Source organism: Tabrizicola sp. T46 (assembly GCF_057219895.1).
Genome location: NZ_JBXVVV010000002.1, coordinates 79,945 through 102,167 on the forward strand (window position 1 = coordinate 79,945; position 22,223 = coordinate 102,167).

The window sequence follows — 22,223 nt, forward strand, 5'->3', positions numbered from 1 at the left end:
GGTCAGATGAGGGCGGCGGCGTTGTTCACAAGGACGATCCGCAGGGCATAGACCGCGATCAGGACGACAAGCGGGGCAAGATCAAGCCCGCCGATGTTCGGCAGGAACCTGCGGACCTGGCCGTAGATCGGTTCCAGAAGCCCGTTCAGGCCCTGCCAGATCGAGGCGATCACCGGCTGGCGCAGGTTCAGGACCTGGAAGTTGATCAGCCACGACATGATGATGTGCGCGATGATGATGAATTGGGCGATGTCGAGGATCAGCATCAGGATCTGGAAGATCGAGGTCATCGGGCACTCCGCTTACGGTCAGCGCAGAGGTAGCCGCCGGACGGCACAAGGGCAATGCCCAACGCAGCGTTCCCCTTGACGCCGCCCGCTGGCCGGGCCACCCCGTCGCGCGAAGCGAGGAGGCCGCCGATGTATCCCTTTGTCCGCATGTTCAAGGAAATCTGGCGCGCCCGGCGGATGGAGCCACTGGGGTTTTTCGAGCCCCACGTCTCGCACCACATCTGCTGGCCCTGGGACCTCGACTTCTGGATGGAGCTGAACAACGGCCGGACGCTGACGCTGTTCGACCTCGGCCGGCTGCCGCTGGCGGAACGGACGGGTCTCGTGCGGGTGATCCGGGCGAAAGGCTGGGGGCTTACGGTGGCCGGGTCGACCGTGCGCTACCGGCGGCGGGTCACGGTGTTTTCAAAGCTGACGATGCACAGCCGCTGCCTCGGCTGGGACAAGCGGTTCCTTTACATCGAGCAGTCGATGTGGCGGAGCGGGGAATGCACCTCGCATGCGCTGATCCGGATGGCGGTGGTGGGCAAGTCCGGCATGGTGCCGCCGGCCGAGGTTGCGGCGGCGATGACGGCAGTGGAAGGTCCGACCTTGCCGGACTGGGTCGAGGCCTGGATCGCTGCCGACGCGACGCGCCCCTGGCCGCCCGCGCGCTAGACACGTTCGGTTCGCTCATCGCTAGTGCGACCGACCCAACGATGAGCGGCCGAAGGCAAGCGAAGAGCAGCCGCTTGCGCCAAAGGCTTTTTCCGGGTTCACTTGCGGGAAAACGGGCAGGTGCAGGCATGGTCGGAAGTCGCAAGCGGATCTGGGGCTGGTACTTCTTCGACTGGGCGAGCCAGCCCTACAACACGCTGCTTCTGACCTTCATCTTCGGCCCCTACTTCGCCGAAATCGCCCGGGGCTACTACATGGGCACCGGGATGGACGAGGACGCCGCCAAGGCTGCGGCCCAGGCCTACTGGGGCTGGGGGCTGGCGGTCGCGTCGATCATCGTGGCCGTGTTGGCGCCGATCCTCGGGGCCATCGCCGACGGCACCGGGCGGCGGATGGTCTGGGTTCGGCTGTTCTCGGCCTTCTATGTCCTGGGCGCGGCGGGTCTCTGGTGGATCGCGCCGGGGGGCGAAGGGTCTATGCTCCTCTGGGCCGTGTGCCTCTTCGGGATCGGCTTCATCGGGATGGAGTTCGCGACGATCTTCACCAATGCGCTGATGCCCTCGCTGACGCAGGCGGACGATCTTGGCGCGATCTCGGGCTCGGGCTTCGCCTTCGGCTATCTGGGGGGGCTTGTGGCCCTGGTCCTGATGCTGCTGTTCTTCGCCGAGAACGCAAACACCGGGCTGACGCTGCTGGGCATCGAGCCGCTGTTCGGTCTGGATTCCGAGGCGCGTGAGGGAACGCGGTTCGTCGGGCCGTTCACCGCGATCTGGTTCGTGATCTTCATGATCCCCTTCTTCCTGTGGGTGAAGGAACCCAAGACCGACGCGCGGCCGCTGCACCTGGGACGCGCTTTCGCCAGCCTGCGCGACCTGATCCGGTCTCTGCGCTATCGCGGCAGCCTGTCGGCCTATCTTGCCTCATCGCTGTTCTACCGCGACGCGCTGAATGCGCTCTACGGGTTTGGCGGGGTCTATGCCTCGGGCGTGCTGAACTGGTCGATCATCCAGATCGGCACGTTCGGGATCGTCGGCGCGATCACGGCGATGGTCGCGGCCTGGGTGGGTGGGCGGCTGGACCGGCGCTTCGGGCCGAAGCCGGTGATCGCGTTCTGTATCGTGGTCCTGATCCTGGTCTGTTTGGTCATCGTGGGGATGACGCGCGAGAGCCTCTGGGGCATGCCGATGGACCCGGCGTCCAGCCTGCCGGACCAGATCTTCTTCGTCTGCGGGGCGCTGATCGGGGCCGCCGGGGGCGCGTTGCAAGCGGCAAGCCGCACGATGATGGCCTGGCACACCACCCCGGACCGCGCGACCGAGGCCTTCGGGCTTTACGCGCTTTCCGGTAAGGTGGCGAGCTTCATGTCGCCGGCGCTGATCGCGCTGGCCACGACCTGGACGGGATCGCAGCGGCTGGGCATCGCTCCGCTGGTTGTGTTGTTCCTCATCGGACTTTTCCTGTTATCCTTCGTCAAACCGAAGGGAGAGGTGCCCACGTGATGCTGACCCGCGCGCTTTTGCTGTCGCTTTGCCTTGCCGCCCCGGCCCATGCGGAAAAGCTGGCCAACCGGCTTTTCGGGGCGATCGACCAGCCGTCGCAGCAGGATCCGATGCCGATCGGGTCCTATGCGAGGGGCTGTGCCGCGGGCATGTGGGAGCTGCCGGAAACCGGGGCGACCTGGCAGGCGATGCGGCTGAGCCGGAACCGCAACTTCGGCCAGCCCGAGATGATCGACTACCTGATCGACCTTTCGGAAACCGCCGCAGCCATCGGCTTCGGCAAGGGGCTTTACATCGGCGATATCAGCCAGCCGCGCGGCGGGCCGATGACATCGGGCCACGCCAGCCACCAGATCGGCCTTGACGCCGACATCTGGATGCTGCCACCGCAGAGCCTGGCCCTCAGCGAGGGCCAGCGCGAGGAGATCAGCAGTATCCCCGTCCGGTCGGCGGACCAGCGGTCGGTGACCGCGAACTGGACCAAGACGCACCACCGCCTCCTGAAAGAGGCGGCGAGCGACCCGCGCGTCGACCGCATCTTCGTGGCGGCGGCGGTCAAGATCGAGATGTGCAAGACCGCCAGCGCCTCGGACAAGAAATGGCTGCAGAAGATCAGGCCCGTGGCCGGGCATGACACCCATTTCCACGTCCGCCTGAAATGCCCCAAGGGCGCGCGGTATTGCGAGACGCAGACGCCCACGGTGGCGGAACTGTCCAAGAACGGCGACGGCTGCGACGAGACGCTGACCTGGTGGGTGACCGATTACCTCGACCCGCCAAAACCTTCGGCCAAGAAACCGAAGGAGGACGACGCGCCAAGGAAGAAGGGCCCGCGTGAGTTCACAATGGCCGACCTGCCGAAACAGTGCCAGGCCGTGCTTGCCGCTGACTGAGGTTGACAGGGGGTGCTTGCGGGTATAGCCCGCACGCCGCCCGACAGGGCCAAGTCTCCGCAACCTTGCCAAAAACGGAATATCCCCATGCGCAGCCTTCTGCCCGGCGTCATCGCCATGGCGGTGATCGTCACCGCGTCGAACATCCTGGTCCAGTTTCCGCTGGGTGGCTACCTGACCTGGGGGGCCCTGACCTATCCCTTCGCCTTTCTGGTCACCGACCTGACGAACCGTCTTCAGGGGCCCGCCGCCGCCCGGCGTGTGGTGCTGGCGGGCTTTGCCACCGGGGTTGTCTGTTCCTTCATCGGCACTCAGGTGATGGGCGAGTTCGGCCCGCTGGTGACCCTGCGGATCGCCATCGGCTCGGGCGTTGCCTTCCTTGTGGCGCAGCTTCTGGATGTGGCGGTCTTCAACCGCCTGCGGGCGGGCAGCTGGTGGAAGGCGCCGCTGGTGTCCACGCTGATCTCTTCCAGCGTCGATACGGCGCTGTTCTTCACCATCGCCTTCTCGGCCATGCTGACCGTGCTGGAACCCGGCAATGACGTCAGCTGGGCCACCGCCCCGACCGCCCTTCTGGGCGTGGGTCCAGAGGCGCCGTTCTGGGTGTCGCTGGCCGTGGCGGACTGGCTGGTCAAGCTTCTGCTTGCAATTGTGGCACTTCTGCCCTTCCGGCTCATGGTTGCCAGGGCGATGGCAAAGGTTGCGTGATTTGTTTTGACAAACACAAAATCTGTGTCACGCTTTCCTTATCGGCAACCATTTGAAAGGAGGTGATCCAGTGTCTAGAGTGATATTGGAGAGAGGTGTCGGGACAGTCGGGAGGGGTATTTTCTAAGGGCAGCCCCTGGAAAATAGACCACCGATTGGATTTGGATGCCCTAACTGGCCCATCTCCTTGGATCTCGGAAAGGGTTGCCTCGAGCAGGGCAACCCTTTCTCTTTTCCGCCCTGCCTGCCGCTGCGGCGGGCAAGCCTGGCGGACCGCGTCGCCCTTTGATCCCGCGCAAGTGCGATGCTAGCCTGCCCCCATGTATGACAGAAGCGGCGTTCGCCTTTCGCTGGTCCACACCCTGCCTGCCACCGCCGAGGCGAACGGTGTGTCGCTGGCGCAGGTGCTGTCCCTTGGCGGGCTGGAGCCGGACGCCCTGACGGACCGCGACCGGATCGTCAGGCGCAGCCAGATCGTCGCTATGATGAACGGCCTAGCCCGCAAAAGCGGGAATGCGACCGTCGGGTTGCAGATGGCTGCTGCGACCGATCCAACCCTGCTTGGGCCATTCGGCAGGTCGCTTCTGGTCGGCCGGACGCTGGGCGAGGCCCTGGCGCTGCAACGGAAGCATATGCCCTGGCTCCAGCGGGGCACGACGATCAGGATCGGTATCCTGGGTCCGACGGCCCAATGGACCCACCGCATGCTGGGCTGCGACCCGTCCGAGGCGCGGTTTCTGTACGAGGGGATTGCTGCTTTCTTCGTCCGATTCGTGCAGGCAGCGACCGGGGAAAGGGATGCGGGGCTTCATGTTGTCCTGCCGCACAAGCCGCTTGCGCCACTTTCGGTCTACGAAGAGGCGCTGGGCTGCCCGGTGTCCTTCGAGCGCGGTGAGGATCTGGTGATCCGGTTCGATGCCGCCCTTCTTGGCCGTCCCAATCTCTTGTCCGGCGCTGGGGCGGCGAGACCCCTTGCCCTGACAGGTGAGGTGGTTCCGGTCGATTTCGACCTTTCCGACGACCATCTGATTGACAGCCTTGAGCGGATGATCGAGGTGGCCAGCCTTTGGGGTCGGTTCACCCTGCGCGATGCGGCCGTTGCCATCGGTCTGCCGCCGCGCAGCCTGCAACGGCGGCTTGCCCTGATGGGCACCACGTTCGAGCGGCTGGTCGACGACTGGCGTCGTGGCGAGGCGCGCCAGCTGATGGCGGACCCGACACGGGGCACGACCGAAATCGCCCTGCGGCTGGGCTATACCGATCCTTCCCATTTCATCCGGGCTTTCCGGCGCTGGGAGGGGATGTCACCCACCGCCTTCCGCCACGTCCTGGCGCGAAATGGCAATTGAGGGAGGGCCCGGGGCTGCCTAAAATCTCCGGGCCGTGGTGTCCGGGCAGGTCAGGTCGCGCGTCGCGGACCCTTTGAGTTGCAGTGAGGACGCCATGACGAAAACCGAAATCCAGACCACAGCGATAGCCGGCCCCAGCCGCAGGGATGTCCTGTCGGGGGCCGCCGGGTTCATGGCGGCGATTGCCGGGCTTTCCGTGCTGGCGGGGCGGGCGCAGGGGCAGGACGGGACGCGGCCGAACATCGTCTACATCGTGGCCGATGACCTTGGTTTTGCCGATGTGGGCTTCCGCGGGTCGGACATAAAGACGCCGAACATCGACCGGCTGGCCGCCGAGGGGGCAGTTCTGCAGAACTTCTACACCCAGCCGCTCTGCACGCCGACGCGAGCCGCCCTGATGACCGGGCGCTATCCCCTGCGTTACGGACTGCAGGTCGGGGTGATCCCTTCGGGCGGCACCTACGGGCTTGCGCCGGACGAACACCTTCTGCCGCAAGCGCTGAAGGAGGCGGGCTATTCCACCCGCATGGTGGGCAAGTGGCACCTTGGCCATGCTGACCGCGCTTTCTGGCCGCGCCAGCGCGGGTTCGATTACTTCTACGGCGCGCTGGTGGGCGAGATCGACCACTTCAAGCACGAAGCCCATGGCGTGACCGACTGGTACCGGGACAACGAGCTTCTGGTTGAACCGGGCTATGACACCGAACTGTTGGGCGCCGATGCCGTCCGCCAGATCGAAGAACACGACCCCGCCAATCCCCTGTTCCTCTACCTCGCCTTCACCGCGCCGCACACGCCCTACCAGGCGCCGCAGGAATACCTCGACCTTTACCCCGGCATCGCCGACGAGAACCGCCGCGCCTATGCTGGGATGATCACGGCGATGGATGTCCAGATCGGGAACGTCATCGCGGCGCTGGAGGCGAAGGGGCTGCGCGAGAATACGCTGATCCTGTTCCACAGCGACAACGGCGGCACGCGGTCGAAGATGTTCGTGGGTGAGGGTGCTGTGGCGGGCGACCTGCCGCCCGACAACACGCCGCTGCGCGAGGGCAAGGGGACGGTCTATGAGGGCGGCACGCGGGTCGTGGCGCTGGCGAATTGGCCGGGCCGCATCGCGCCGGGTGAGGCTCAGGGGGTGGTGCATGTCGTCGACATGCTGCCCACGCTGGCCGCATTGACCGGGGCGGACCTTGGCAAGTCCAAGGCGCTTGACGGGATGGATGTCTGGCAGGCACTGGCGGCCGGGCAGGCCTCGCCCCGGCAGGACATGGTCTACAACGTCGATCCCGGGATCGGTTCGGTGCGCGACGGCAAGTGGAAACTCGTGTGGAACGCGATGCTGCCACCGAAGGTGGAGCTTTTCGACCTTGAGGCCGATCCCGGCGAGTTGACCGACCTTTCGGCGGTAAACCCCGATAGGGTGGCAGAGTTGCAGGCGCGCGTCGTCGACCTTGCGCGGAGCATGGCGCCGCCGCTCTTCTTCCAGACGGCGCTTGGCGCGACCCTGTCGATGCCGCTGGTGATCGCGGACTGATCGGTCGCCGGGGAAAGGGACAGACGAGATGACGTTTCAGATCAGGAAACCGCTGGCGCTGGGTGTGGCCGCCCTCGTGGTCGCAGGACCGGGCATGGGTCTGGCCGGGGATTCGGGCGGCGACCGCGAGATCATCCTCACCGGGTATCTCTTCGCCAGCGCGCTGGACGGGCGGTCATCGCTGGCGCCGGGTCTGCCCGCGGCCGACATCGACCTCAGCTTCGGCGATGTGCTCGAAAACCTCGATTTTGGCCTGATGACAGCCGTGGAACTGCGGCAGGGGCGGTGGAGCTTTGTCGGGGACGTGCTTTACTCCAAGCTTTCGCCGGGGGGCACCCTGCCCGGCCCGGCAGCGGCCCCGGTGGAACTGGAGCAGAAGAACCTGACCCTGCAGGGCAGTGTCCTTTACCGGGTGCAGGACAGCGCCACGGTCAACGTCGACCTGGGCGCCGGCCTGCGGTACTGGAGCGTCGACAGCGACGCCTCGATCGGCCCGGTGGGACCCGCAAGTGTCTCTCTCGCGCACAAGGAAAACTGGCTCGACCCCGTGGTGATCGCGCGGATGAAGGCCGACCTCGACGAAAGCTGGAGCGTGACCGTCGCCGGTGACCTTGGCGGGTCCGGCAGCGGGTCGACGCTGACCTGGCAGCTTCTGGGCACGCTGAACTACCAGATGAGCGACCGCCTCAGCCTGCGCGGGGGGTATCGGGTCCTGTCGGTGGATTACGAGGATGACGGCTACGTCTACGATGTGGTGATGCGGGGTCCGGTGCTGGGACTGGCCTATCGGTTCTGAGGTGATCGCATCGCTGCGGGCTATCCGGGTGCCATCCGGCCCTTCCGTTTCCCGCCGCGACGGGCCACACTCGGGCCGAAGCCCCGCGTCCCGGCCCGATCCATGCTGCACATCACCGAAACCCTTGCCATTGCCGATTGGGAGCTGACCGAAAGCTTCATGCGCGCCTCCGGGCCGGGCGGGCAGAACGTCAACAAGGTCTCGACGGCAGTGGAACTGCGGTTCGAGGCCGAGCGGTCGCCGCACCTCGCGCCGGGGGTGAAGTCTCGGCTGAAGAAGCTCGCAGGGCGGCGCTGGACGGCAGAGGGGGCGATCGTGCTGCAGGTCGACGCAACCCGCAGCCAGGCCCGCAACCGCGAGATCGCGCGCGAGCGGCTGGTCGAGATGATCCGCGCGGCCCTTGTTGCGCCCAAGCGGCGGATCGCGACCAAGCCGACGCTCGGCAGCCAGCGTCGCCGGGTGGCTGCAAAGACGGCGCGGGGCGAGGTGAAGGCCCTGCGCGGCAAGGTGAGCGACGAGGAATGAGCATCGCCGACACCGCCGCCGCAGCTTGGGGCGGACGCATCCTGCGCGTGCTGCGCGACCGCGAGAACCATGTGTTCGAGATGGCCCTGCCTGCAGGCCGGGCCGCGCTGCGCCTGCACCGCCCGGGGTATCAGTCACCCGAGGCGATCCGGTCGGAGCTCTGGTGGTGCGCTGAACTTGCGAAGGCGGGCCTACCGGTGCCAGGGGCGATCCCGGCGCTGGACGGTAGCCTGCTTGTTGAACTTGAGGACGGACGGCACGCCTCGGCCATCGCCTGGATCGAGGGCGAGGCGCTGGGCGAGGCAAACCATGGCTTCACCCGCCCGCTGGCAGAGGTGGAAACTCTCTACAATGCGCTCGGGCGACTGCTTGCCCGGCTGCACCGCGTGACTGACGGGTTGGTCCTGCCCGATGGCTTCACCCGCCCCCGCTGGGACCGCGAAGGACTGGTGGGCGAGGCACCGTTCTGGGGCCGGTTCTGGGATCATCCGGCTGCAACCCCCGACCAACGGCGCGCGATGCTCCGTGCCCGCGACGCCTTGCGCGAACGGCTTGGGGGGCCGGTCGGCCTGATCCATGCCGATGTCCTGCGCGAGAACGTTCTGGTGAACGGTCGTTCGGTATCTTTGATCGACTTCGACGACTCCGGCTTCGGCTATCGCCTGCACGACCTTGGCACTGCCCTTGTGCAGACCGTGCAGCACCGCGAGCACGTGGCGCTGCGCGACGCGCTGATGGCGGGCTACGGCACCGGGGACAAGCACATGGTCGAGACCTTCATCCTCGCCCGTGCGCTGGCCTCGGTCGGCTGGACCATGCCAAGGCTGGCCGCCGGGGACCCGATCAACCGTAGCCATCTGGCCCGTGCGATGGCCTGCATCGACCGGGTTCTGGGCTGACCGGTGCCGGATGAACCGTGCGATCAGACGACGACGTCCAGCACCTTCTGCTCGCCCACGCCGAAAACGCGCTTGTAGCGTTCGATTTCGTCCGCCGGGCCCATCGCCTTGGCAGGGTTGTCCGAAAGCTTTACCGTGGGTCGGCCGTTCGCTGAAAGCGCCTTGCAGACAAGGCTGAAGGGGGCCAGTGCGTCATCGGCGACAAGCCCGCGGAAGTCGTTCGTCAGCATCGTGCCCCATCCGAAGGACACCTTGACGCGTCCCTTGAAACGGGCGTGAAGCTCTTCGATCTTTTCGACGTCGAGGCCGTCCGAGAAGATCACCAGTTTCTGCGTCGGGTCCTCGCCCCGGTCCCTCCACCAGCGGATCGCGGTTTCAGCGCCCTGCGCCGGATCACCTGAATCGATGCGGATCCCGGTCCAGCCCGCAAGCCAGTCGGGTGCGTTCTTCAGGAACCCTTCGGTGCCGTAGGTGTCGGGCAGGATGATGCGCAGGTTGCCGTCGTGCTCTTCGTGCCAGTCGGCCAGAACGCGGTAGGGCGCCTGCCTCAGGGCTTCGTCGCTGTCGGCCAAGGCGCTGTAAACCATGGGCAATTCGTGGGCGTTGGTGCCGATTGCCTCGACATCACGGTTCTTGGCGATCTGGCAGTTCGAGGTGCCGATGAACTTGGACCCGAGCCCCTCCTGCATCGCCTGGACGCACCAGTCCTGCCAGAGAAAGCCATGCCGGCGGCGGGTGCCGAAATCGGCGATCTTCAGGCCGTCGATTCCGCGCAGGCGTTCGATCTTTTCCCAAAGCCGGGTCATCGCGCGGGCGTAAAGCACCTGAAGCTCGAACCGGCCCATGTCGTTCAGGACCGCGCGGGACCGCAGCTCCATCAGCACGGCAAGCGCCGGGATTTCCCACAGCATCACCTCGGGCCAGCGGCCTTCGAAGGTCAGCTCGAACTGGCCGTCGTGCTTTTCCAGATGATAGGCGGGAAGCTTGAGGCCCTCGAAGAACTCCATGAAATCGGGGCGGAACATCTGGCGCTTGCCGTAGAAGGTGTTCCCGCGCAGCCAGGTGCTTTCCCCGCGCGTCAGGGTAAGCGAGCGCACATGGTCCAGCTGTTCGCGCAGCTCGCCTTCGTCGATCAGGTCGGCAAGGCGCACCTTGGTCGACCGGTTGATGAGGCTGAAGACAACGGTCGTGTCCGGTTTGTTGCGGAAAATCGACTGGCACATCAGTAGCTTGTAGAAGTCGGTGTCGATCAGCGACCGCACGATCGGGTCGATCTTCCACTTGTGGTTCCAGACGCGGGTGGCGATATCGACCATTCTCAGGCCTCCAGCGCGACGCCGGCGGCGCGCATTTTCTGGCGCGCATCGGCAAGCGAGCCGTTGAGGTCGATGGCCCGGGTCGCCCCTTCCAGAACGGTTGCCTTGAACCCAAGGCGCGCTGCGTCAAGCGCCGAGTAGGCGACGCAGTAATCCGTTGCCAGGCCCACGAAGGTCACCGCCGTGACGCCCCGGTTGCGAAGGTAGCCCTCAAGTCCTGTGGGAGTGGTCTGGTCATTCTCGAAGAAGGCCGAGTAGCTGTCGATGCCGGGACGAAAGCCTTTGCGGACAATAAGTTGCGCGGGGTCGGTGCGCAGGCCGGCATGAAACGCGGCGCCCGTGGTGCCCTGCACGCAATGGGTGGGCCAGAGGACCTGAGGGCCGTAGGGCATGGTCGTCAGGCTGAAGGGTGCCGCACCCGGATGGTTGGCGGCGAAGGAGGCGTGGTTGGCGGGATGCCAGTCCTGTGTCAGGACCACGGTGGGGAAGTCATCCATCAAGCCGTTGATCCGGCTGATGATCTCGTCACCCCCCGCAACGGCAAGGGCACCGCCTGGGCAGAAGTCGTTCTGGACGTCGATCACGATCAGGGCTTCGTTGGCGGGTCTCATGGCGGCCTCCGGCGGCTGTTTTCCTTGGGTAAGTCCCGGACCCGCCTGCCGTCAAGCGAAGCGCTTGAATTTCCGGGGACATGGGCGCAAAGGGGGGTCATGCTGACCGTCGCCGCACTTTACCACTTTTCCCGCTTTCCCGACCCTGCTGCGCTGAAGCTAGGTCTTCTGCAGGTCTGCGTTGCGAACGGGGTGAAGGGGTCGCTTCTGCTTGCGCCCGAGGGGATCAACGGGACGATCGCCGGGCCGCGCGAGGGGATTGACGCGGTCCTTGCGGCGGTGCGGGCCCTGCCGGGGTGCGCGGGGCTAGAGTGGAAGGAAAGTTTCGCGGAATCAATGCCTTTCGGGCGGATGAAGGTGAAGCTAAAGCGCGAGATCGTGACCATGGGGCAGCCCGATGTGGACCCCCTGGCGCGGGTGGGGAACTATGTTTCGGCGCGGGAATGGAATGCGCTGATCTCTGACCCCGATACGGTCGTGATCGACACGCGGAACGATTACGAGGTTGCGATCGGGACGTTCCGGGGTGCGGTCGATCCGGGGACGAAGGCGTTTGGCGAGTTTCCCGACTGGTGGCAGGAGAACCGGGAGCGGTTTCAGGGCAAGCGGATCGCCATGTTCTGCACCGGCGGAATCCGCTGCGAGAAGTCGACGAATTACCTTCTGGGGCAAGGGGTTAACCAGGTCTTTCACCTGAAGGGCGGGATCCTGAAATACCTTGAGGAGGTGCCGGAGGCCGAAAGCCTTTGGCTGGGGCAGTGTTTTGTCTTCGATGACCGGGTCTCGGTCGGGCATGGGTTGCAGCCCGGGGGCCTCAAGGTCTGCGGGGCCTGCCGGAGGCCGGTGACGGCGGAGGATCAAGCTGCGCCGGACTATGAGGAAGGGGTCTGCTGCCCGGCCTGTGTGAATGAGTATTCACAAACAGACCGGGCAAGGTTTCGCGAACGACACCGCCAGATGTTGTTGGCTGCGAAGCGTGGGACGCAACATCTGGGGCAGTCCCCGGATTGAGGTGGGTTGCCACCCACCCTACGCGGCTTTGTCGGCCAGCATCTCCTGCACCATGGGGATGACCTTTTCGCCGTAAAGCCGGATGCAGTTCATCAGGTCGGCATGGGGCATCGGGCCGGTCGAGTACTTCATGTCGAACCGCTGAATTCCGAGGGTCCTGATCGTCTTCGCGATCTTCCGCGCCACGGTTTCGGGGCTGCCGACACAAAGCGCGCCATGCTGAACCTCGGCCATGAACTTGTCTTTCGTGACCGGAGGCCAGCCGCGTTCGCGCCCGATGCGACCGAACATTTCGGCGTAATGCGGCCAGAGCTTTTCCTGCGCGATCGCATCGGTTTCGGCGACAAAGCCGGGGGAATGGACGCCCACGGGGCGGATCGGACGGCCAAGCTGGGCACAGGCGCGGTGGTAGAGGTCGACGTAGGGCGCGAAGCGGGCGGCATCACCACCGATGATGGCGAGCATCAGCTGGAGGTCCTGCCGGACGACGCGGACCACGCTTTCCGGGCTGCCGCCGACGCCGACCCAGACCGTCATCGGCTGGCCGAGGGTTGGGAAAACCTGCTGGTCATTCAACGGGCTGCGGGTCCGGCCGGACCAGGTGACGCGGTCCTCGCGGACAAGGCGGGCGAAGAGGTCAAGGCGTTCCTCGAAGAGCTGGTCGTAGTCGTGCAGGTCATGCCCGAAGAGGCCATAACTTTCGGTGAAGGACCCGCGCCCGAGGATCGGCTCGGCCCGCCCGTTCGACAGCGCGTTCAGGGTGGAGAACCGCTGGAAGACGCGGACAGGGTCGTCGGTGGACAGGACCGTGACGGCGGTGCCGAGCTTGATCCGCTTTGTGCGGCCAGCGATGGCGGCAAGCACGATCTCGGGTGCAGAGATCGCGAAATCGGCGCGGTGGTGTTCGCCCAAGCCGATGAAATCGATGCCGATTTCGTCGGCAAGCGTGGCCTGATCGAGGACCTCGCGCAGGGTGACGTCCATTGGCTGCGGTTTGCCGTCGGGGCAAAGGGTGACGTCGCCGAAGGTGTCGAGTCCGAGGGAGATGGGGGTCATGGGAAACTCCTTTGGCGCCAAGGTAGGGATTGGTTGATCCAAAATGAACGCGGATTTCGAGAGAGGGTCGGTTCAGGGCTGCACGGGAGGAGTCAAGCCTTTGCGGTCGTTGAATTAATCGGCGGTGAGAGGCTTGCGGCGACTGTCTTCTTTCCGTCTTCCTTGTGTCTTCCATCCGTCTTGCAGGCGCGCGGCGCGCAAGACCGTTAACCTTGGTCGGCGAATCAGGGAGTGTGCGATGACGTCACCCGAACGACTGGCCTTCGACATGGGACTGGACATCCCGGACTTCGACCGCGACGGCTATTACGGTGCCGATTACGGGACGATGAAGCCTTATCACCGGGTGGGCAGCCTTCTGTTCCTGTCGGGCCATGTGGCGCAGGTCGGCACGACGGTCACGCAGAAGGGGCGGCTGGGTGCGGATGTGACGGTCGAGCAGGGCTATCAGGCCGCGCGGCGGACCGGGCTGAACGTGCTGGGCGGGATCCGGCAGGCGGTGGGGTCGCTGGACCGGGTGAAGGGGATTGTCCGGAGCCTGAACTTCGTCGTCTGCACGCCGGAGTTCGAGGAGGTGCACAAAGTTTCATCCGGACTGAGCGATCTTTTCGTCGAGGTGTTCGGGCCGGAGCGGGGCCTTGGCGGGCGGGCGACCATCGGGGTGATGGCGCTGGCGAACGGCGTCTGCTTCGAGACCTGGGTGACGGTGGAGGTCGACTGAGTTGCGGCTGGTAAGGAAACGCCTTACATTGGCTCGGCAGATGGAGCCGGACATGATTGTCAGCAAGATCACCAGCAAGGCGCAAACAACGATCCCCCTTGCCGTGCGCAAGGCCCTGCGCCTGCAGGAGGGTGATCTTGTGGGCTATGAGATCCGCGACGGCAAGGTGATCCTGTCGCGGGCTTCGGCTTCGGCAGAGGATGATCCCTTCGCCCTGTTCGACGAATGGGCGGGCGAGGCGGATACCAAGGCCTATGCCGGGTTTTGAGCCTGGAACCATCGTCCGGGTGCCCTTCCCCTATTCGGACGGCACGACCACACAGCACCGCCCGGCCCTGGTCGTTGCGACCGTGGCGGACGGCTTCCTGATCTGGGTGCTGATGATAACGTCGGTCGAGAACCGGGGCTGGCCGGGAGACGTAGCCGTCGATGATCATGCCGCATGCGGCCTGCCCGTCCCGTCGATCATCCGCACGGCCAAGGTTGCGACAATCGAGGTCCGGGTGGCCGAGGCCCGGGGCAGGATCACGGCTGCCACCCTTGCGGAGGTGCGCGCTGCCTTGCGTGGAACGCTTGGGCTTTAGGCCCGTCAGGCGATGTCGCGGACCATGAGCTGGTTGCCGTCCTTTCTGACCTCGAACCGTTTGGTCAGCCGCTTCACGAGGTCGGAGAGCCGCGCGGAACCATAGGTGCGGGGGTCGAAGTCCGGGTCGGCGCGGACCATGTACTGGCCGATCTGGCCCAGAGAGAACCATTCGCCGTCGGGGTCGATCGAGGTCATCGCCTTGCGGATGAGGGGGATCGCTTCGGTTTCGGGGCGCTTGACGGGGACGGGTTCGGCCTTGACTGCGGGTTCGGCCCGGCTGGCGGATTTCGCCTCGGGCGTCGCCTCGCCGGTGATGTTCTCGATCAGGATGAAGCGGTTGCAGACCTTGCGGAGGGACTCCGGGGTCTTTGCCTCGCCGATTCCCACGACGTCGAGCCCCTCTTCCCGGATGCGGGAGGCGAGGCGGGTGAAGTCGCTGTCGGAGGAGACGAGGACGAAGCCGTCGAACTTGCCCTGGTGGAGGATGTCCATCGCATCGATGACGAGGCCGATGTCGCTGGCGTTCTTGCCCTTGGTGTTGGCCGATTGCTGGTGCATGACAAGGCCAAGGTCGCGGGCGGCGGTCTTCCAGCCGGCAAGCTGCTGGCTGGACCAGTCGCCGTAGACGCGGCGCAGGGCCGGTTCGCCGATGGTCGAGATTTCCTTCAGGATCGCCTCGGCATGGCGGGCGAGGACGTTGTCGGCGTCGATCAGGACGGCGAGCAGCTTGGTGCCGTCCCGCGCCATCAGTAGACCACGACCGAGCGGATCGACTTGCCCGCATGCATGAGGTCGAAGGCCTCGTTGATCCGGTCGAGCGGCAGGACATGGGTGATCATCGGGTCGATCTCGATCTTGCCGTCCATGTACCAGTCGACGATCTTCGGCACGTCGGTGCGGCCGCGCGCGCCGCCGAAGGCGGTGCCTTTCCAGACCCGGCCGGTGACCAGCTGGAAGGGGCGCGTCTCGATGGTCGCTCCAGCGGGCGCGACGCCGATCACGATGGACTGGCCCCAGCCGCGGTGGGTGCATTCAAGGGCGGCCCGCATCACCTTGACGTTGCCGGTGCAGTCGAAGGAGTAGTCAACGCCGCCGATCTTGTCGAAAGGGGTCTTCGTCATGCCGACGATATGGGGGACGATGTCGCCTTCGATCTTCGTGGGGTTGACGAAATGGGTCATGCCGAAGCGGCGGCCCCAGTCTTCCTTGTCGTCGTTGATGTCGACGCCGATGATCATGTCGGCCCCGGCGAGCTTCAGGCCCTGGATGACGTTGAGCCCGATGCCGCCCAGCCCGAAAACGGCGGCCTTGGCCCCGGCCTCGACATTCGCCGTGTTCAGCACCGCACCGACCCCGGTGGTCACGCCGCAGCCGATGTAGCAGATCTTGTCGAAGGGCGCGTCGTCGCGGACCTTGGCCAGCGCGATTTCCGGCAGGACGGTGTGGTTGGCGAAGGTCGAGCAGCCCATGTAGTGAAATATCGGCGTGCCGTCGAGCATCGAGAACCGGGTGGTCCCGTCAGGCATCAGCCCCTTGCCTTGCGTGTCGCGGATCGCGGTGCAGAGGTTGGTCTTGCGCGACAGGCACGAGGGGCATTCGCGGCATTCGGGGGTGTAGAGCGGGATGACATGGTCCCCCGGTTTCAGGGTCTTCACGCCGGGGCCGCATTTCACCACGACGCCCGCGCCTTCATGGCCGAGGATCGCGGGGAAGAGGCCTTCAGGGTCGGCGCCCGAGAGGGTGAATTCGTCGGTGTGGCAGATGCCGGTGGCCTTGATTTCGATGAGAACCTCGCCCTCTTTCGGGTCATCGAGGTTCACCTCCATGATTTCAAGGGGTTTTCCGGCGGCAACGGCGACGGCGGCACGGGTGCGCATGGGCGTGATCCTTGCAGGGGTTCGGTCAAGGGGCACGCTGGCCGATGCCTTCGGAAAATGCAACGCCGAAGGAGTGCCAAGGGGTCAGGAGAACGGTTTCCAAGCCAGCCTGCATGTGGTTGACTCGGTGGCGCATGGCCCCGTGGGGCCCAGCCACGAAAGGATCGCCCATGTCCATCCGTATTCTGCCTGCCGCCCTTCTTGTCACCCTGCCTTTGGCGGGATGTGTCGTCGAGACGGTGCCGACCCGGCCCGACCTTTCCACCTGCACCTCGAACGCGAATTACAGCCTGATCGGGTCCAGCATCAGCCTCGTGAACACCAGCCAGCTGGCCTCGACCGTGCGGATCCTGCCGCCGAACGGGATCGCAACGATGGATTACAACCCGGCGCGGCTGAACATCTCGACCGATGCGAACGGGATCATCACCAACCTGACCTGCGGCTGACGAAAAGGCCCCGGTCCTGCGACCGGGGCCGATCCCGCTTCCCCGTGGGGTAGGTGTTACTTCATGATGCGGTAGCTGGTGTGGCAGTCCTTGCAGGCCCCGCCGATCGCGCCCATCCCGGCGCCGATCGTTTCGGCCGAGGCGACGTCAACCGCCGCTGCGGCATCGCCCATCGCCTTGGCCTTGGCGAGGAAGTCATCCCAGTTGGCCCAGATCTCGGGCTTGGCTTCCGAGACCGGATCAGCCCCGCCCTGTTCCATGAAGGTGGCCTCGATCTTCGCTGCGGCGTCGATCAGGGCAGCCTTTGCACCTTCGGCCTTGGCGGCATCGAAGGCCTCCTTGCCGCCGGCCATGTTGCCAAGGATGCCGGTGTTCATGCCGACCAGCTTCATCAGTTCGGCGCGGGCGACGGCCTGCGGGTCGGTCGGTTCTTCCTGGGCATAGGCGGCACCGGCAGCCAGAACGGCCCCGAGTGCGAAGGCTTTGATCAACTTCATGCTTCTGGCTCCCTGTGCTGGATCGTCGCAGTCACTATAGGGGGGCGTTGCCGTTGCGTAAGCCGGGGCGTTGTGCGCTCACGCACTTGTCATTGCGGGTTGCGGCAGACTCGACTTGGGGTCGGCATGGTGGCAAAACTGGAACAAAGAGTGAACAAATGGAATCGGCATGGCCGGTCGTCGCATCCTTTCGCTGTGGTTTCCGCGTCTTCAGGCGGAACGCGTGCTGCGCCTGCGGCGGGATGCGCTGCCGGTGCCCCTGGCGGTGGTGGCGGACCGGAACGGGGCGCAGGTGCTGGTGTCCCTGTCGGCCGAGGCCACGGCGGCGGGGCTGGCGCAGGGGCAGGCGCTGCGCGATGCGACGGCGATCTGTCCCAGTCTTCTGACGGTGGCGGAGGATCCCTTGGGCGAGGCGCGGTTCCTGACCAGCCTGCGGCGCTGGGCGGGGCGGTTTTCACCCTGGGTGGCCGAGGAGGCGCGGGCAGGGCTGATGATCGACCTCACCGGGGCGGCGCATCTGCATGGTGGCGAAGAGGGCGTGCTGGCCCGGGTGGCCGAGGATTGCGAGGGGCTGGGGCTGACGGTGCGGGCGGGGATTGCCGACACGCCGGGCGCGGCCTGGGCGCTGGCGCGCTATGCGCGGGTGGCGCCGGGGGTTCTCCGGTCGGGCGATGCGATCGACCAGGAGGCGCGGGCGACGCGGTCGCGGGCCGCCAAGCGCCGGGGCTGGGAACGGGGCGGGAGTGCCCCGCGCCCGGTGGCGGCGCGGGGCGCGGAGGCGGCGGTGATCGCGCCGCCCGGCCGGCTGGTCGAGGCCCTGGCCGACCTGCCGCTGGCCGCGCTCCGGCTGGAGGCGGACACGGTGGACCGGCTGATGCGCCTTGGCCTCAGGCGGGTGGGCGAGCTGATGGGGATGCCGCGCGCGGGGCTGGCGCGGCGGTTCGGGGCGGACACCCTGCGCCGGCTGGACCAGGCCCTGGGGATGGAGCCGGAGCCCGTCAGCCCCGCGCGCCCGCCCCTGCACTTCGCGGTGCGGCTGACGCTGCCCGACCCGATCGGTCTGCGCGCGGATGTCGAGGCGGCGCTGGACCGCCTCTTGCCGCCCTTTTGCGAGAAGCTTCGCGCCAAGGGGCGGGGCGCGCGGCGGGTGGTCCTGCAGGCCTTCCGGGCGGATGGCGGGGTGGCGGCGGTCGAGGTGGGGCTGGCACGGGCGGCGGACAGCCCCGAGCGCATCCGGCCGCTTCTGCACCTGAAGCTCGATCAGATCGACGCGGGCTTCGGGATCGACTGCGTGCGGCTGGAGGCGCTGGCGACCGAGGCGATGACATCCGTTCAGCATCGCGGGCAGCTGGAGGCGACGGCGGGAGCGCTGTCCGGCAGCACGGCGAACCCCCATGCGCTGGACGACCTGATCGGGCGCCTCGGCGCGCGGCTGGGGTCCGAGGCGGTCACGCGCCTTCATCCGGCGGAAAGCCATGTGCCGGCGAAGGCGGCGAAGATCATGATGGCGGCCTGGAGTGCGGCGCATGACGGGCCCTGGCCCGCGCCGTCGGCCCCGCGCCCGCTGGTCATGTTCCGCCCCGAGCCGGTCGATGCGCCCGAGACGCCCGACCCGCCGGCAAGCTTCCGCTGGCGGCGGCGCGAGTTCCGGGTGCGGATGGCGGCGGGGCCGGAGCGGCTGCAGCCGGAGTGGTGGCTGGCGGACCCCGACTGGCGCGGCGGCTTTCGCGACTACTGGCGGATCGAGGCCGAGGGCGGCGAGCGGCTGTGGCTCTTCTGGGGACAGGGCGGGGCGGTCACCGATCGCTGGTACTGCGAGGGGGTGTTTTCCTGAACCCGCGCTCTTCGCTGCCCTTCGGGCGCTCGTCGCTGGTCTGCGAGAAGCGACCGAAGGGAAGCGCCGAGCGATGGTTCAGGCGCGCTCAATGGCCAGCGCGATGCCCTGGCCGCCGCCGATGCACATGGTGATGAGCGCCGTGCGGCCACCGGTGCGTTCGAGTTCATGGAGCGCCTTTACCACCAGGATCGCTCCCGTGGCGCCCACCGGATGGCCAAGGGCGATGGCCCCGCCGTTGGGGTTCACGCGGGCCGGATCAAGGTCCAGCGCGCGGGAAACGGCGAGGGCCTGGGCGGCGAAGGCCTCGTTCGATTCCACCACGTCGAAGGACTGGGGCGAGACCCCGAGTTTCTGGCACAGCGCCCTGACCGCCGGGATCGGGCCGATGCCCATCACCTTCGGGTCCACCCCGGCATGAGCATAGCCCATGATCCGCGCGCGGCTGCCCTTGTCGCTGCGTGACAGGACCAGCGCCGCCGCCCCGTCGTTGATGCCCGAGGCATTGCCCGCAGTCACGCTGCCGTCCTTCTGGAAGACCGCCTTCAGGCCGGCGAGCGCCTCGGCGCTGGTGGCCTTGGGGTGCTCATCGGTGTCGAAGGTGACCGGGCCTTTCCGGCCGCCGATCTCGATGGGCACGATCTGGCTGGCGAAGCGGCCTTCGGTGATGGCGCGGGCGGCGCGGGTCTGGCTTTTCAGCGCGAAGGCGTCCTGATCTTCGCGGGTGATCCCGTGCGCGGCGGCGACATTCTCCGCCGTGACCCCCATGTGGCCGGTGCCGAAGGGGCAGGTGAGCGCGCCCGTCATCATGTCCAAGGCCCGCGTGTCGCCCATCTTCTGGCCGAAACGGGCGGCGGGGAGGATGTAGGGCGAGCGGCTCATGCATTCCGCGCCACCGGCGAGGGCGAGGTCGGCATCGCCCAGCATCAGAGCCTGGACGGCCGAGACCAGGGCCTGCGCGCCCGACCCGCAAAGGCGGTTCACGTTCATCGCCGGTGTGGTTTCGGGGATCCCGGCCTGCATCGCCATGACGCGGGAAAGATACATGTCGCGGGGTTCGGTGTTGATGACATGGCCCATCACGACATGGCCGATCTGGCCGCCGTCCACTCCTGCCCGGTCAATTGCGGCTTTCGCGGCATGGGTGGCGATGTCGATGGGTGCTAGCGCGGCAAGCGACCCGCCGAAACCGCCGATGGCGGTGCGGGCGGCGGAGAGGATGTGGATGTCGGTCATGGCGGTCCCCCTTTGGCTTTCCCCATCTTGCACGAAAACGGCGCGGGTGGCGCGTGTCGTTGCGTCATCAGCCGGCATTGACAGTCCCCGCAGGGCGGGAGAGATCAGGCGGGCTGTCGGGAGTGTGCCGTTGAAAGACCTGATCCGGGCCCATGCGGGGCTGCTAGTCGCCGGGGTGGCGACCTTCATCATGATGGGGGCGGGGCAGTCGCTTTACGGGCCGGCGCTTCCGGCCTTTTCGCGCATCTTCGGGGTCAGCCTTGCGGAAGCGGGGATGCTCGTCTCGGCCCATTGGGTGGGCTGCTTCCTGGGCGTGGGGCTGATGTATTTAAAGGGCGGCGGGATCACGCCCCGGCACGCGCTGGCGGCGATGGCAGTGGGCGCAGCGGGGGTGGCGGCGCTGGCCGGGTGGTGGGCGACGATTGCGGCTGCGGTCGTCTTCGGCGCGGGTTACGGGCTGTCGACGGCGGTCTTCAACCCGCGCGTCCTGCGTGCCTTCGGAACTTACGGGCCATCGATGCTGTCGATGCTGAACGCCTGCTTCGGGGTCGGCGCCATCGCCGCGCCGCTGATCTTCGTGGCGCTGGGAAGCGATCCGCGCCTTTCCTTCGGGCTGACGGCGGCGCTGGCGGCGGCGATCTGGCTTTTTGCCGGGCCGGCAGGTCGCGTCGAGGCGGCCCCGTCGGGTGAAGTGAGGCCGTTCAGGCCGCATTGGGGGATCATGGCCTTCGGCGCGGCGGCGATCGGGCTGGAAGCCTGCCTGATCGGGCTTGGCCCCTCAGCGCTGATCCGGGCGGGCGTGGGCGAGGCGCGGGCAGCGGAGCTGTTGAGCGCCTTTTTCGTGGTGTTTCTTCTCTCACGCGTGGTGCTGATTTTCGTGGCGCACCGGATTGCCCCGTTCCTGCTTTACACCCTGGCAGTGGGCGCGGCCGCGCTGTGCGCGCTCGGGACGGTCTTCATCTCGCCCTCAATCTTCTTCGTGGCGATGGGGGCGCCGGCGGGGCTGTTCTTCCCGGGCTTCTATGTCACCGCGAGCGGCAAGATGGGCGAGGACCTGCGGGTGCCGCCGACGATCATCGCCTCGGGCCTTGTGGGCGGGATCGGCGCGCCGCTGATCGTCGCGCCACTGATGGAAGGAATGGGCGACCGCGGGTTCTTCGTGCTGGTGGCTGGGGTGACGCTGGCGCTGACGGTGGCGGCGGTGCTGTCATTGCGGCGGATGCGCGTCTAACGGGGTCCGCGTTTTTCGGCGAGAACGCGGGGCCTACCGGCCTGCCTGCCAATCGGCGATGGCATCGATCGGGAAGCTCAGCATCAGCATGTTAAGGAGAAGCCCGTCGCGGATCAGCCACATCGTCACGGCTTCGGTCACGAGGAAAAGCGTCACCGTCAGCCAGACCGGCAGGCGCGACGCGAGCCAGAAGCCGAGGATCATGGCGCCGATGTCCGCGACCGTGTTCAGGACGGAATCGCCGTAGTAATCCAGCGAGATGGTGACGGCGCGGTAGCGTTCGATGATCGCGTTCGAGTTCTCGATCACCTCCCAGGCGGCCTCGACTGCCGTGGCGATGGCCAGCCGCCAGCCGAAGGACAGGCGGCGGGCGACGAGCCAGAGGAGGAAGTAGAACATGAAGCCGTGGAGGACATGGCTGGGGGTGTACCAGTCGGTCAGGTGCTGGGAGTTTTCCGAGCTGAAGACCTCGCCATGCCAGAGCTTGACGTAGCCGCATTTGCACCAGGGCTCGCGTCCGATCCAGAGGAGCCAGGCGGCGGCGGCAAGGACGGTGACGAGAACGATGACGTAGGGGTTGAGGCGTCTGGACATAGGCGGAGGGGATCATGTCGCGCCCGTGGCGTCCAGTGGCTTGCGCCGGGG

The 22,223-nt window shown here is 66.6% G+C and carries 25 protein-coding genes; 16 read left to right on the forward strand and 9 right to left on the reverse strand.

Going from position 1 to position 22,223, the window contains the following annotated elements; all coding sequences use genetic code 11:
• Positions 1-2: 2 nt before the first annotated feature.
• Entirely contained in the window at positions 3-290 is a 288-nt protein-coding gene (locus AC2D9V_RS07840) for a YggT family protein (protein ID WP_484713506.1), read from the reverse strand.
• Between the two features lie 129 nt (positions 291-419).
• Between AC2D9V_RS07840 and AC2D9V_RS07845 the strand changes: the two genes are divergently transcribed.
• The 9 genes from AC2D9V_RS07845 to AC2D9V_RS07885 all read left to right on the forward strand — a co-directional run bounded on the left by AC2D9V_RS07845 (position 420) and on the right by AC2D9V_RS07885 (position 9,153).
• On the forward strand, positions 420-947 hold the full coding sequence (locus AC2D9V_RS07845) for an acyl-CoA thioesterase (protein WP_484713507.1): 528 nt from the start codon (positions 420-422) through the stop codon (positions 945-947).
• A gap of 128 nt (positions 948-1,075) precedes the next feature.
• A complete protein-coding gene (locus AC2D9V_RS07850) occupies positions 1,076-2,446 on the forward strand; it encodes an MFS transporter (protein WP_484713508.1) in 1,371 nt (456 codons plus the stop codon).
• Positions 2,446-3,339: a penicillin-insensitive murein endopeptidase gene (gene mepA / locus AC2D9V_RS07855; protein WP_484713509.1), complete on the forward strand. Its 894-nt coding sequence runs from the start codon at positions 2,446-2,448 to the stop codon at positions 3,337-3,339. Before AC2D9V_RS07850 ends, mepA begins: the two co-directional genes overlap by 1 nt.
• Positions 3,340-3,426: 87 nt before the next feature.
• Positions 3,427-4,047 (forward strand): queuosine precursor transporter, encoded by a 621-nt coding sequence (locus AC2D9V_RS07860; protein ID WP_484713510.1) that lies wholly within the window; start codon positions 3,427-3,429, stop codon positions 4,045-4,047.
• Positions 4,048-4,367: 320 nt separating this feature from the next.
• Positions 4,368-5,396 (forward strand): AraC family transcriptional regulator, encoded by a 1,029-nt coding sequence (locus tag AC2D9V_RS07865; RefSeq protein ID WP_484713511.1) that lies wholly within the window; start codon positions 4,368-4,370, stop codon positions 5,394-5,396.
• A 94-nt stretch (positions 5,397-5,490) separates the two neighbouring features.
• A complete protein-coding gene (locus AC2D9V_RS07870) occupies positions 5,491-6,933 on the forward strand; it encodes an arylsulfatase B (protein WP_484713512.1) in 1,443 nt (480 codons plus the stop codon).
• A gap of 28 nt (positions 6,934-6,961) precedes the next feature.
• Complete coding sequence (locus AC2D9V_RS07875) at positions 6,962-7,729, forward strand: porin family protein (protein ID WP_484713513.1); 768 nt, start codon at positions 6,962-6,964, stop codon at positions 7,727-7,729.
• A gap of 102 nt (positions 7,730-7,831) precedes the next feature.
• Positions 7,832-8,254 (forward strand): alternative ribosome rescue aminoacyl-tRNA hydrolase ArfB, encoded by a 423-nt coding sequence (arfB, locus tag AC2D9V_RS07880; RefSeq protein ID WP_484713514.1) that lies wholly within the window; start codon positions 7,832-7,834, stop codon positions 8,252-8,254.
• A complete protein-coding gene (locus tag AC2D9V_RS07885; RefSeq protein ID WP_484713515.1) occupies positions 8,251-9,153 on the forward strand; it encodes a phosphotransferase enzyme family protein in 903 nt (300 codons plus the stop codon). Before arfB ends, AC2D9V_RS07885 begins: the two co-directional genes overlap by 4 nt.
• 23 nt (positions 9,154-9,176) lie before the next feature.
• Here AC2D9V_RS07885 and pncB read toward each other — a convergent pair whose 3' ends face one another.
• Both pncB and pncA read right to left on the reverse strand, forming a co-directional pair.
• A complete protein-coding gene (gene pncB / locus AC2D9V_RS07890) occupies positions 9,177-10,469 on the reverse strand; it encodes a nicotinate phosphoribosyltransferase (protein ID WP_484713516.1) in 1,293 nt (430 codons plus the stop codon).
• Positions 10,470-10,471: 2 nt separating this feature from the next.
• Positions 10,472-11,080, reverse strand: a complete 609-nt coding sequence (gene pncA, locus AC2D9V_RS07895) for a bifunctional nicotinamidase/pyrazinamidase (protein ID WP_484713517.1) — start codon at positions 11,078-11,080, stop codon at positions 10,472-10,474.
• A 99-nt stretch (positions 11,081-11,179) separates the two neighbouring features.
• On the opposite strand from pncA, the gene trhO reads away from it, so the two are divergent.
• Entirely contained in the window at positions 11,180-12,091 is a 912-nt protein-coding gene (gene trhO, locus AC2D9V_RS07900; RefSeq protein WP_484713518.1) for an oxygen-dependent tRNA uridine(34) hydroxylase TrhO, read from the forward strand.
• An 18-nt stretch (positions 12,092-12,109) separates the two neighbouring features.
• Here trhO and AC2D9V_RS07905 read toward each other — a convergent pair whose 3' ends face one another.
• Positions 12,110-13,147, reverse strand: a complete 1,038-nt coding sequence (locus AC2D9V_RS07905) for an LLM class flavin-dependent oxidoreductase (RefSeq protein ID WP_484713519.1) — start codon at positions 13,145-13,147, stop codon at positions 12,110-12,112.
• 238 nt (positions 13,148-13,385) lie between these two features.
• Between AC2D9V_RS07905 and AC2D9V_RS07910 the strand changes: the two genes are divergently transcribed.
• From AC2D9V_RS07910 to AC2D9V_RS07920, 3 genes are read left to right on the forward strand one after another with little or no spacing between them, the layout of a single operon-like run.
• Positions 13,386-13,868, forward strand: coding sequence for a RidA family protein (locus AC2D9V_RS07910; RefSeq protein WP_484713520.1), 483 nt, complete (start codon positions 13,386-13,388; stop codon positions 13,866-13,868).
• A gap of 52 nt (positions 13,869-13,920) precedes the next feature.
• Complete coding sequence (locus tag AC2D9V_RS07915) at positions 13,921-14,136, forward strand: type II toxin-antitoxin system PrlF family antitoxin (RefSeq protein ID WP_484713521.1); 216 nt, start codon at positions 13,921-13,923, stop codon at positions 14,134-14,136.
• On the forward strand, positions 14,123-14,452 hold the full coding sequence (locus AC2D9V_RS07920; protein ID WP_484713522.1) for a type II toxin-antitoxin system PemK/MazF family toxin: 330 nt from the start codon (positions 14,123-14,125) through the stop codon (positions 14,450-14,452). The genes AC2D9V_RS07915 and AC2D9V_RS07920 overlap by 14 nt, the downstream gene beginning before the upstream one ends.
• A 5-nt stretch (positions 14,453-14,457) precedes the next feature.
• Here AC2D9V_RS07920 and AC2D9V_RS07925 read toward each other — a convergent pair whose 3' ends face one another.
• Both AC2D9V_RS07925 and AC2D9V_RS07930 read right to left on the reverse strand, forming a co-directional pair.
• Positions 14,458-15,201, reverse strand: coding sequence for an NYN domain-containing protein (locus tag AC2D9V_RS07925; RefSeq protein WP_484713523.1), 744 nt, complete (start codon positions 15,199-15,201; stop codon positions 14,458-14,460).
• Complete coding sequence (locus AC2D9V_RS07930) at positions 15,201-16,331, reverse strand: S-(hydroxymethyl)glutathione dehydrogenase/class III alcohol dehydrogenase (RefSeq protein ID WP_484713524.1); 1,131 nt, start codon at positions 16,329-16,331, stop codon at positions 15,201-15,203. Before AC2D9V_RS07930 ends, AC2D9V_RS07925 begins: the two co-directional genes overlap by 1 nt.
• Positions 16,332-16,501: 170 nt before the next feature.
• On the opposite strand from AC2D9V_RS07930, the gene AC2D9V_RS07935 reads away from it, so the two are divergent.
• Positions 16,502-16,780: an I78 family peptidase inhibitor gene (locus tag AC2D9V_RS07935; protein ID WP_484713525.1), complete on the forward strand. Its 279-nt coding sequence runs from the start codon at positions 16,502-16,504 to the stop codon at positions 16,778-16,780.
• A 56-nt stretch (positions 16,781-16,836) separates the two neighbouring features.
• Here AC2D9V_RS07935 and AC2D9V_RS07940 read toward each other — a convergent pair whose 3' ends face one another.
• Positions 16,837-17,277: a cytochrome c gene (locus AC2D9V_RS07940; RefSeq protein WP_484713526.1), complete on the reverse strand. Its 441-nt coding sequence runs from the start codon at positions 17,275-17,277 to the stop codon at positions 16,837-16,839.
• A 169-nt stretch (positions 17,278-17,446) separates the two neighbouring features.
• Between AC2D9V_RS07940 and AC2D9V_RS07945 the strand changes: the two genes are divergently transcribed.
• The gene (locus tag AC2D9V_RS07945) at positions 17,447-19,111 is read left to right on the forward strand and encodes a Y-family DNA polymerase (protein WP_484713527.1); all 1,665 of its coding nucleotides are present in this window, start codon (positions 17,447-17,449) and stop codon (positions 19,109-19,111) included.
• A 78-nt stretch (positions 19,112-19,189) separates the two neighbouring features.
• Here the strand turns inward: AC2D9V_RS07945 and AC2D9V_RS07950 are convergent, their stop codons facing one another.
• Complete coding sequence (locus AC2D9V_RS07950) at positions 19,190-20,347, reverse strand: acetyl-CoA C-acyltransferase family protein (RefSeq protein WP_484713528.1); 1,158 nt, start codon at positions 20,345-20,347, stop codon at positions 19,190-19,192.
• A 130-nt stretch (positions 20,348-20,477) separates the two neighbouring features.
• Between AC2D9V_RS07950 and AC2D9V_RS07955 the strand changes: the two genes are divergently transcribed.
• Entirely contained in the window at positions 20,478-21,578 is a 1,101-nt protein-coding gene (locus AC2D9V_RS07955) for an MFS transporter (RefSeq protein WP_484713529.1), read from the forward strand.
• Positions 21,579-21,611: 33 nt separating this feature from the next.
• On the opposite strand, the gene AC2D9V_RS07960 is transcribed toward AC2D9V_RS07955, so the two are convergent.
• The gene (locus AC2D9V_RS07960; RefSeq protein WP_484713530.1) at positions 21,612-22,172 is read right to left on the reverse strand and encodes a DUF2585 domain-containing protein; all 561 of its coding nucleotides are present in this window, start codon (positions 22,170-22,172) and stop codon (positions 21,612-21,614) included.
• Between the last annotated feature and the right edge of the window lie 51 nt (positions 22,173-22,223).

Bases quoted from the DNA above. Each gene is read 5' to 3' on its own strand.
- AC2D9V_RS07840 (WP_484713506.1), bottom strand. From the start codon at position 290: ATGACCTCGATCTTCCAGATCCTGATGCTGATCCTCGACATCGCCCAA.
- AC2D9V_RS07845 (WP_484713507.1), top strand. From the start codon at position 420: ATGTATCCCTTTGTCCGCATGTTCAAGGAAATCTGGCGCGCCCGGCGG.
- AC2D9V_RS07850 (WP_484713508.1), top strand. From the start codon at position 1,076: ATGGTCGGAAGTCGCAAGCGGATCTGGGGCTGGTACTTCTTCGACTGG.
- mepA (WP_484713509.1), top strand. From the start codon at position 2,446: ATGCTGACCCGCGCGCTTTTGCTGTCGCTTTGCCTTGCCGCCCCGGCC.
- AC2D9V_RS07860 (WP_484713510.1), top strand. From the start codon at position 3,427: ATGCGCAGCCTTCTGCCCGGCGTCATCGCCATGGCGGTGATCGTCACC.
- AC2D9V_RS07865 (WP_484713511.1), top strand. From the start codon at position 4,368: ATGTATGACAGAAGCGGCGTTCGCCTTTCGCTGGTCCACACCCTGCCT.
- AC2D9V_RS07870 (WP_484713512.1), top strand. From the start codon at position 5,491: ATGACGAAAACCGAAATCCAGACCACAGCGATAGCCGGCCCCAGCCGC.
- AC2D9V_RS07875 (WP_484713513.1), top strand. From the start codon at position 6,962: ATGACGTTTCAGATCAGGAAACCGCTGGCGCTGGGTGTGGCCGCCCTC.
- arfB (WP_484713514.1), top strand. From the start codon at position 7,832: ATGCTGCACATCACCGAAACCCTTGCCATTGCCGATTGGGAGCTGACC.
- AC2D9V_RS07885 (WP_484713515.1), top strand. From the start codon at position 8,251: ATGAGCATCGCCGACACCGCCGCCGCAGCTTGGGGCGGACGCATCCTG.
- pncB (WP_484713516.1), bottom strand. From the start codon at position 10,469: ATGGTCGATATCGCCACCCGCGTCTGGAACCACAAGTGGAAGATCGAC.
- pncA (WP_484713517.1), bottom strand. From the start codon at position 11,080: ATGAGACCCGCCAACGAAGCCCTGATCGTGATCGACGTCCAGAACGAC.
- trhO (WP_484713518.1), top strand. From the start codon at position 11,180: ATGCTGACCGTCGCCGCACTTTACCACTTTTCCCGCTTTCCCGACCCT.
- AC2D9V_RS07905 (WP_484713519.1), bottom strand. From the start codon at position 13,147: ATGACCCCCATCTCCCTCGGACTCGACACCTTCGGCGACGTCACCCTT.
- AC2D9V_RS07910 (WP_484713520.1), top strand. From the start codon at position 13,386: ATGACGTCACCCGAACGACTGGCCTTCGACATGGGACTGGACATCCCG.
- AC2D9V_RS07915 (WP_484713521.1), top strand. From the start codon at position 13,921: ATGATTGTCAGCAAGATCACCAGCAAGGCGCAAACAACGATCCCCCTT.
- AC2D9V_RS07920 (WP_484713522.1), top strand. From the start codon at position 14,123: ATGCCGGGTTTTGAGCCTGGAACCATCGTCCGGGTGCCCTTCCCCTAT.
- AC2D9V_RS07925 (WP_484713523.1), bottom strand. From the start codon at position 15,201: ATGGCGCGGGACGGCACCAAGCTGCTCGCCGTCCTGATCGACGCCGAC.
- AC2D9V_RS07930 (WP_484713524.1), bottom strand. From the start codon at position 16,331: ATGCGCACCCGTGCCGCCGTCGCCGTTGCCGCCGGAAAACCCCTTGAA.
- AC2D9V_RS07935 (WP_484713525.1), top strand. From the start codon at position 16,502: ATGTCCATCCGTATTCTGCCTGCCGCCCTTCTTGTCACCCTGCCTTTG.
- AC2D9V_RS07940 (WP_484713526.1), bottom strand. From the start codon at position 17,277: ATGAAGTTGATCAAAGCCTTCGCACTCGGGGCCGTTCTGGCTGCCGGT.
- AC2D9V_RS07945 (WP_484713527.1), top strand. From the start codon at position 17,447: ATGGCCGGTCGTCGCATCCTTTCGCTGTGGTTTCCGCGTCTTCAGGCG.
- AC2D9V_RS07950 (WP_484713528.1), bottom strand. From the start codon at position 20,347: ATGACCGACATCCACATCCTCTCCGCCGCCCGCACCGCCATCGGCGGT.
- AC2D9V_RS07960 (WP_484713530.1), bottom strand. From the start codon at position 22,172: ATGTCCAGACGCCTCAACCCCTACGTCATCGTTCTCGTCACCGTCCTT.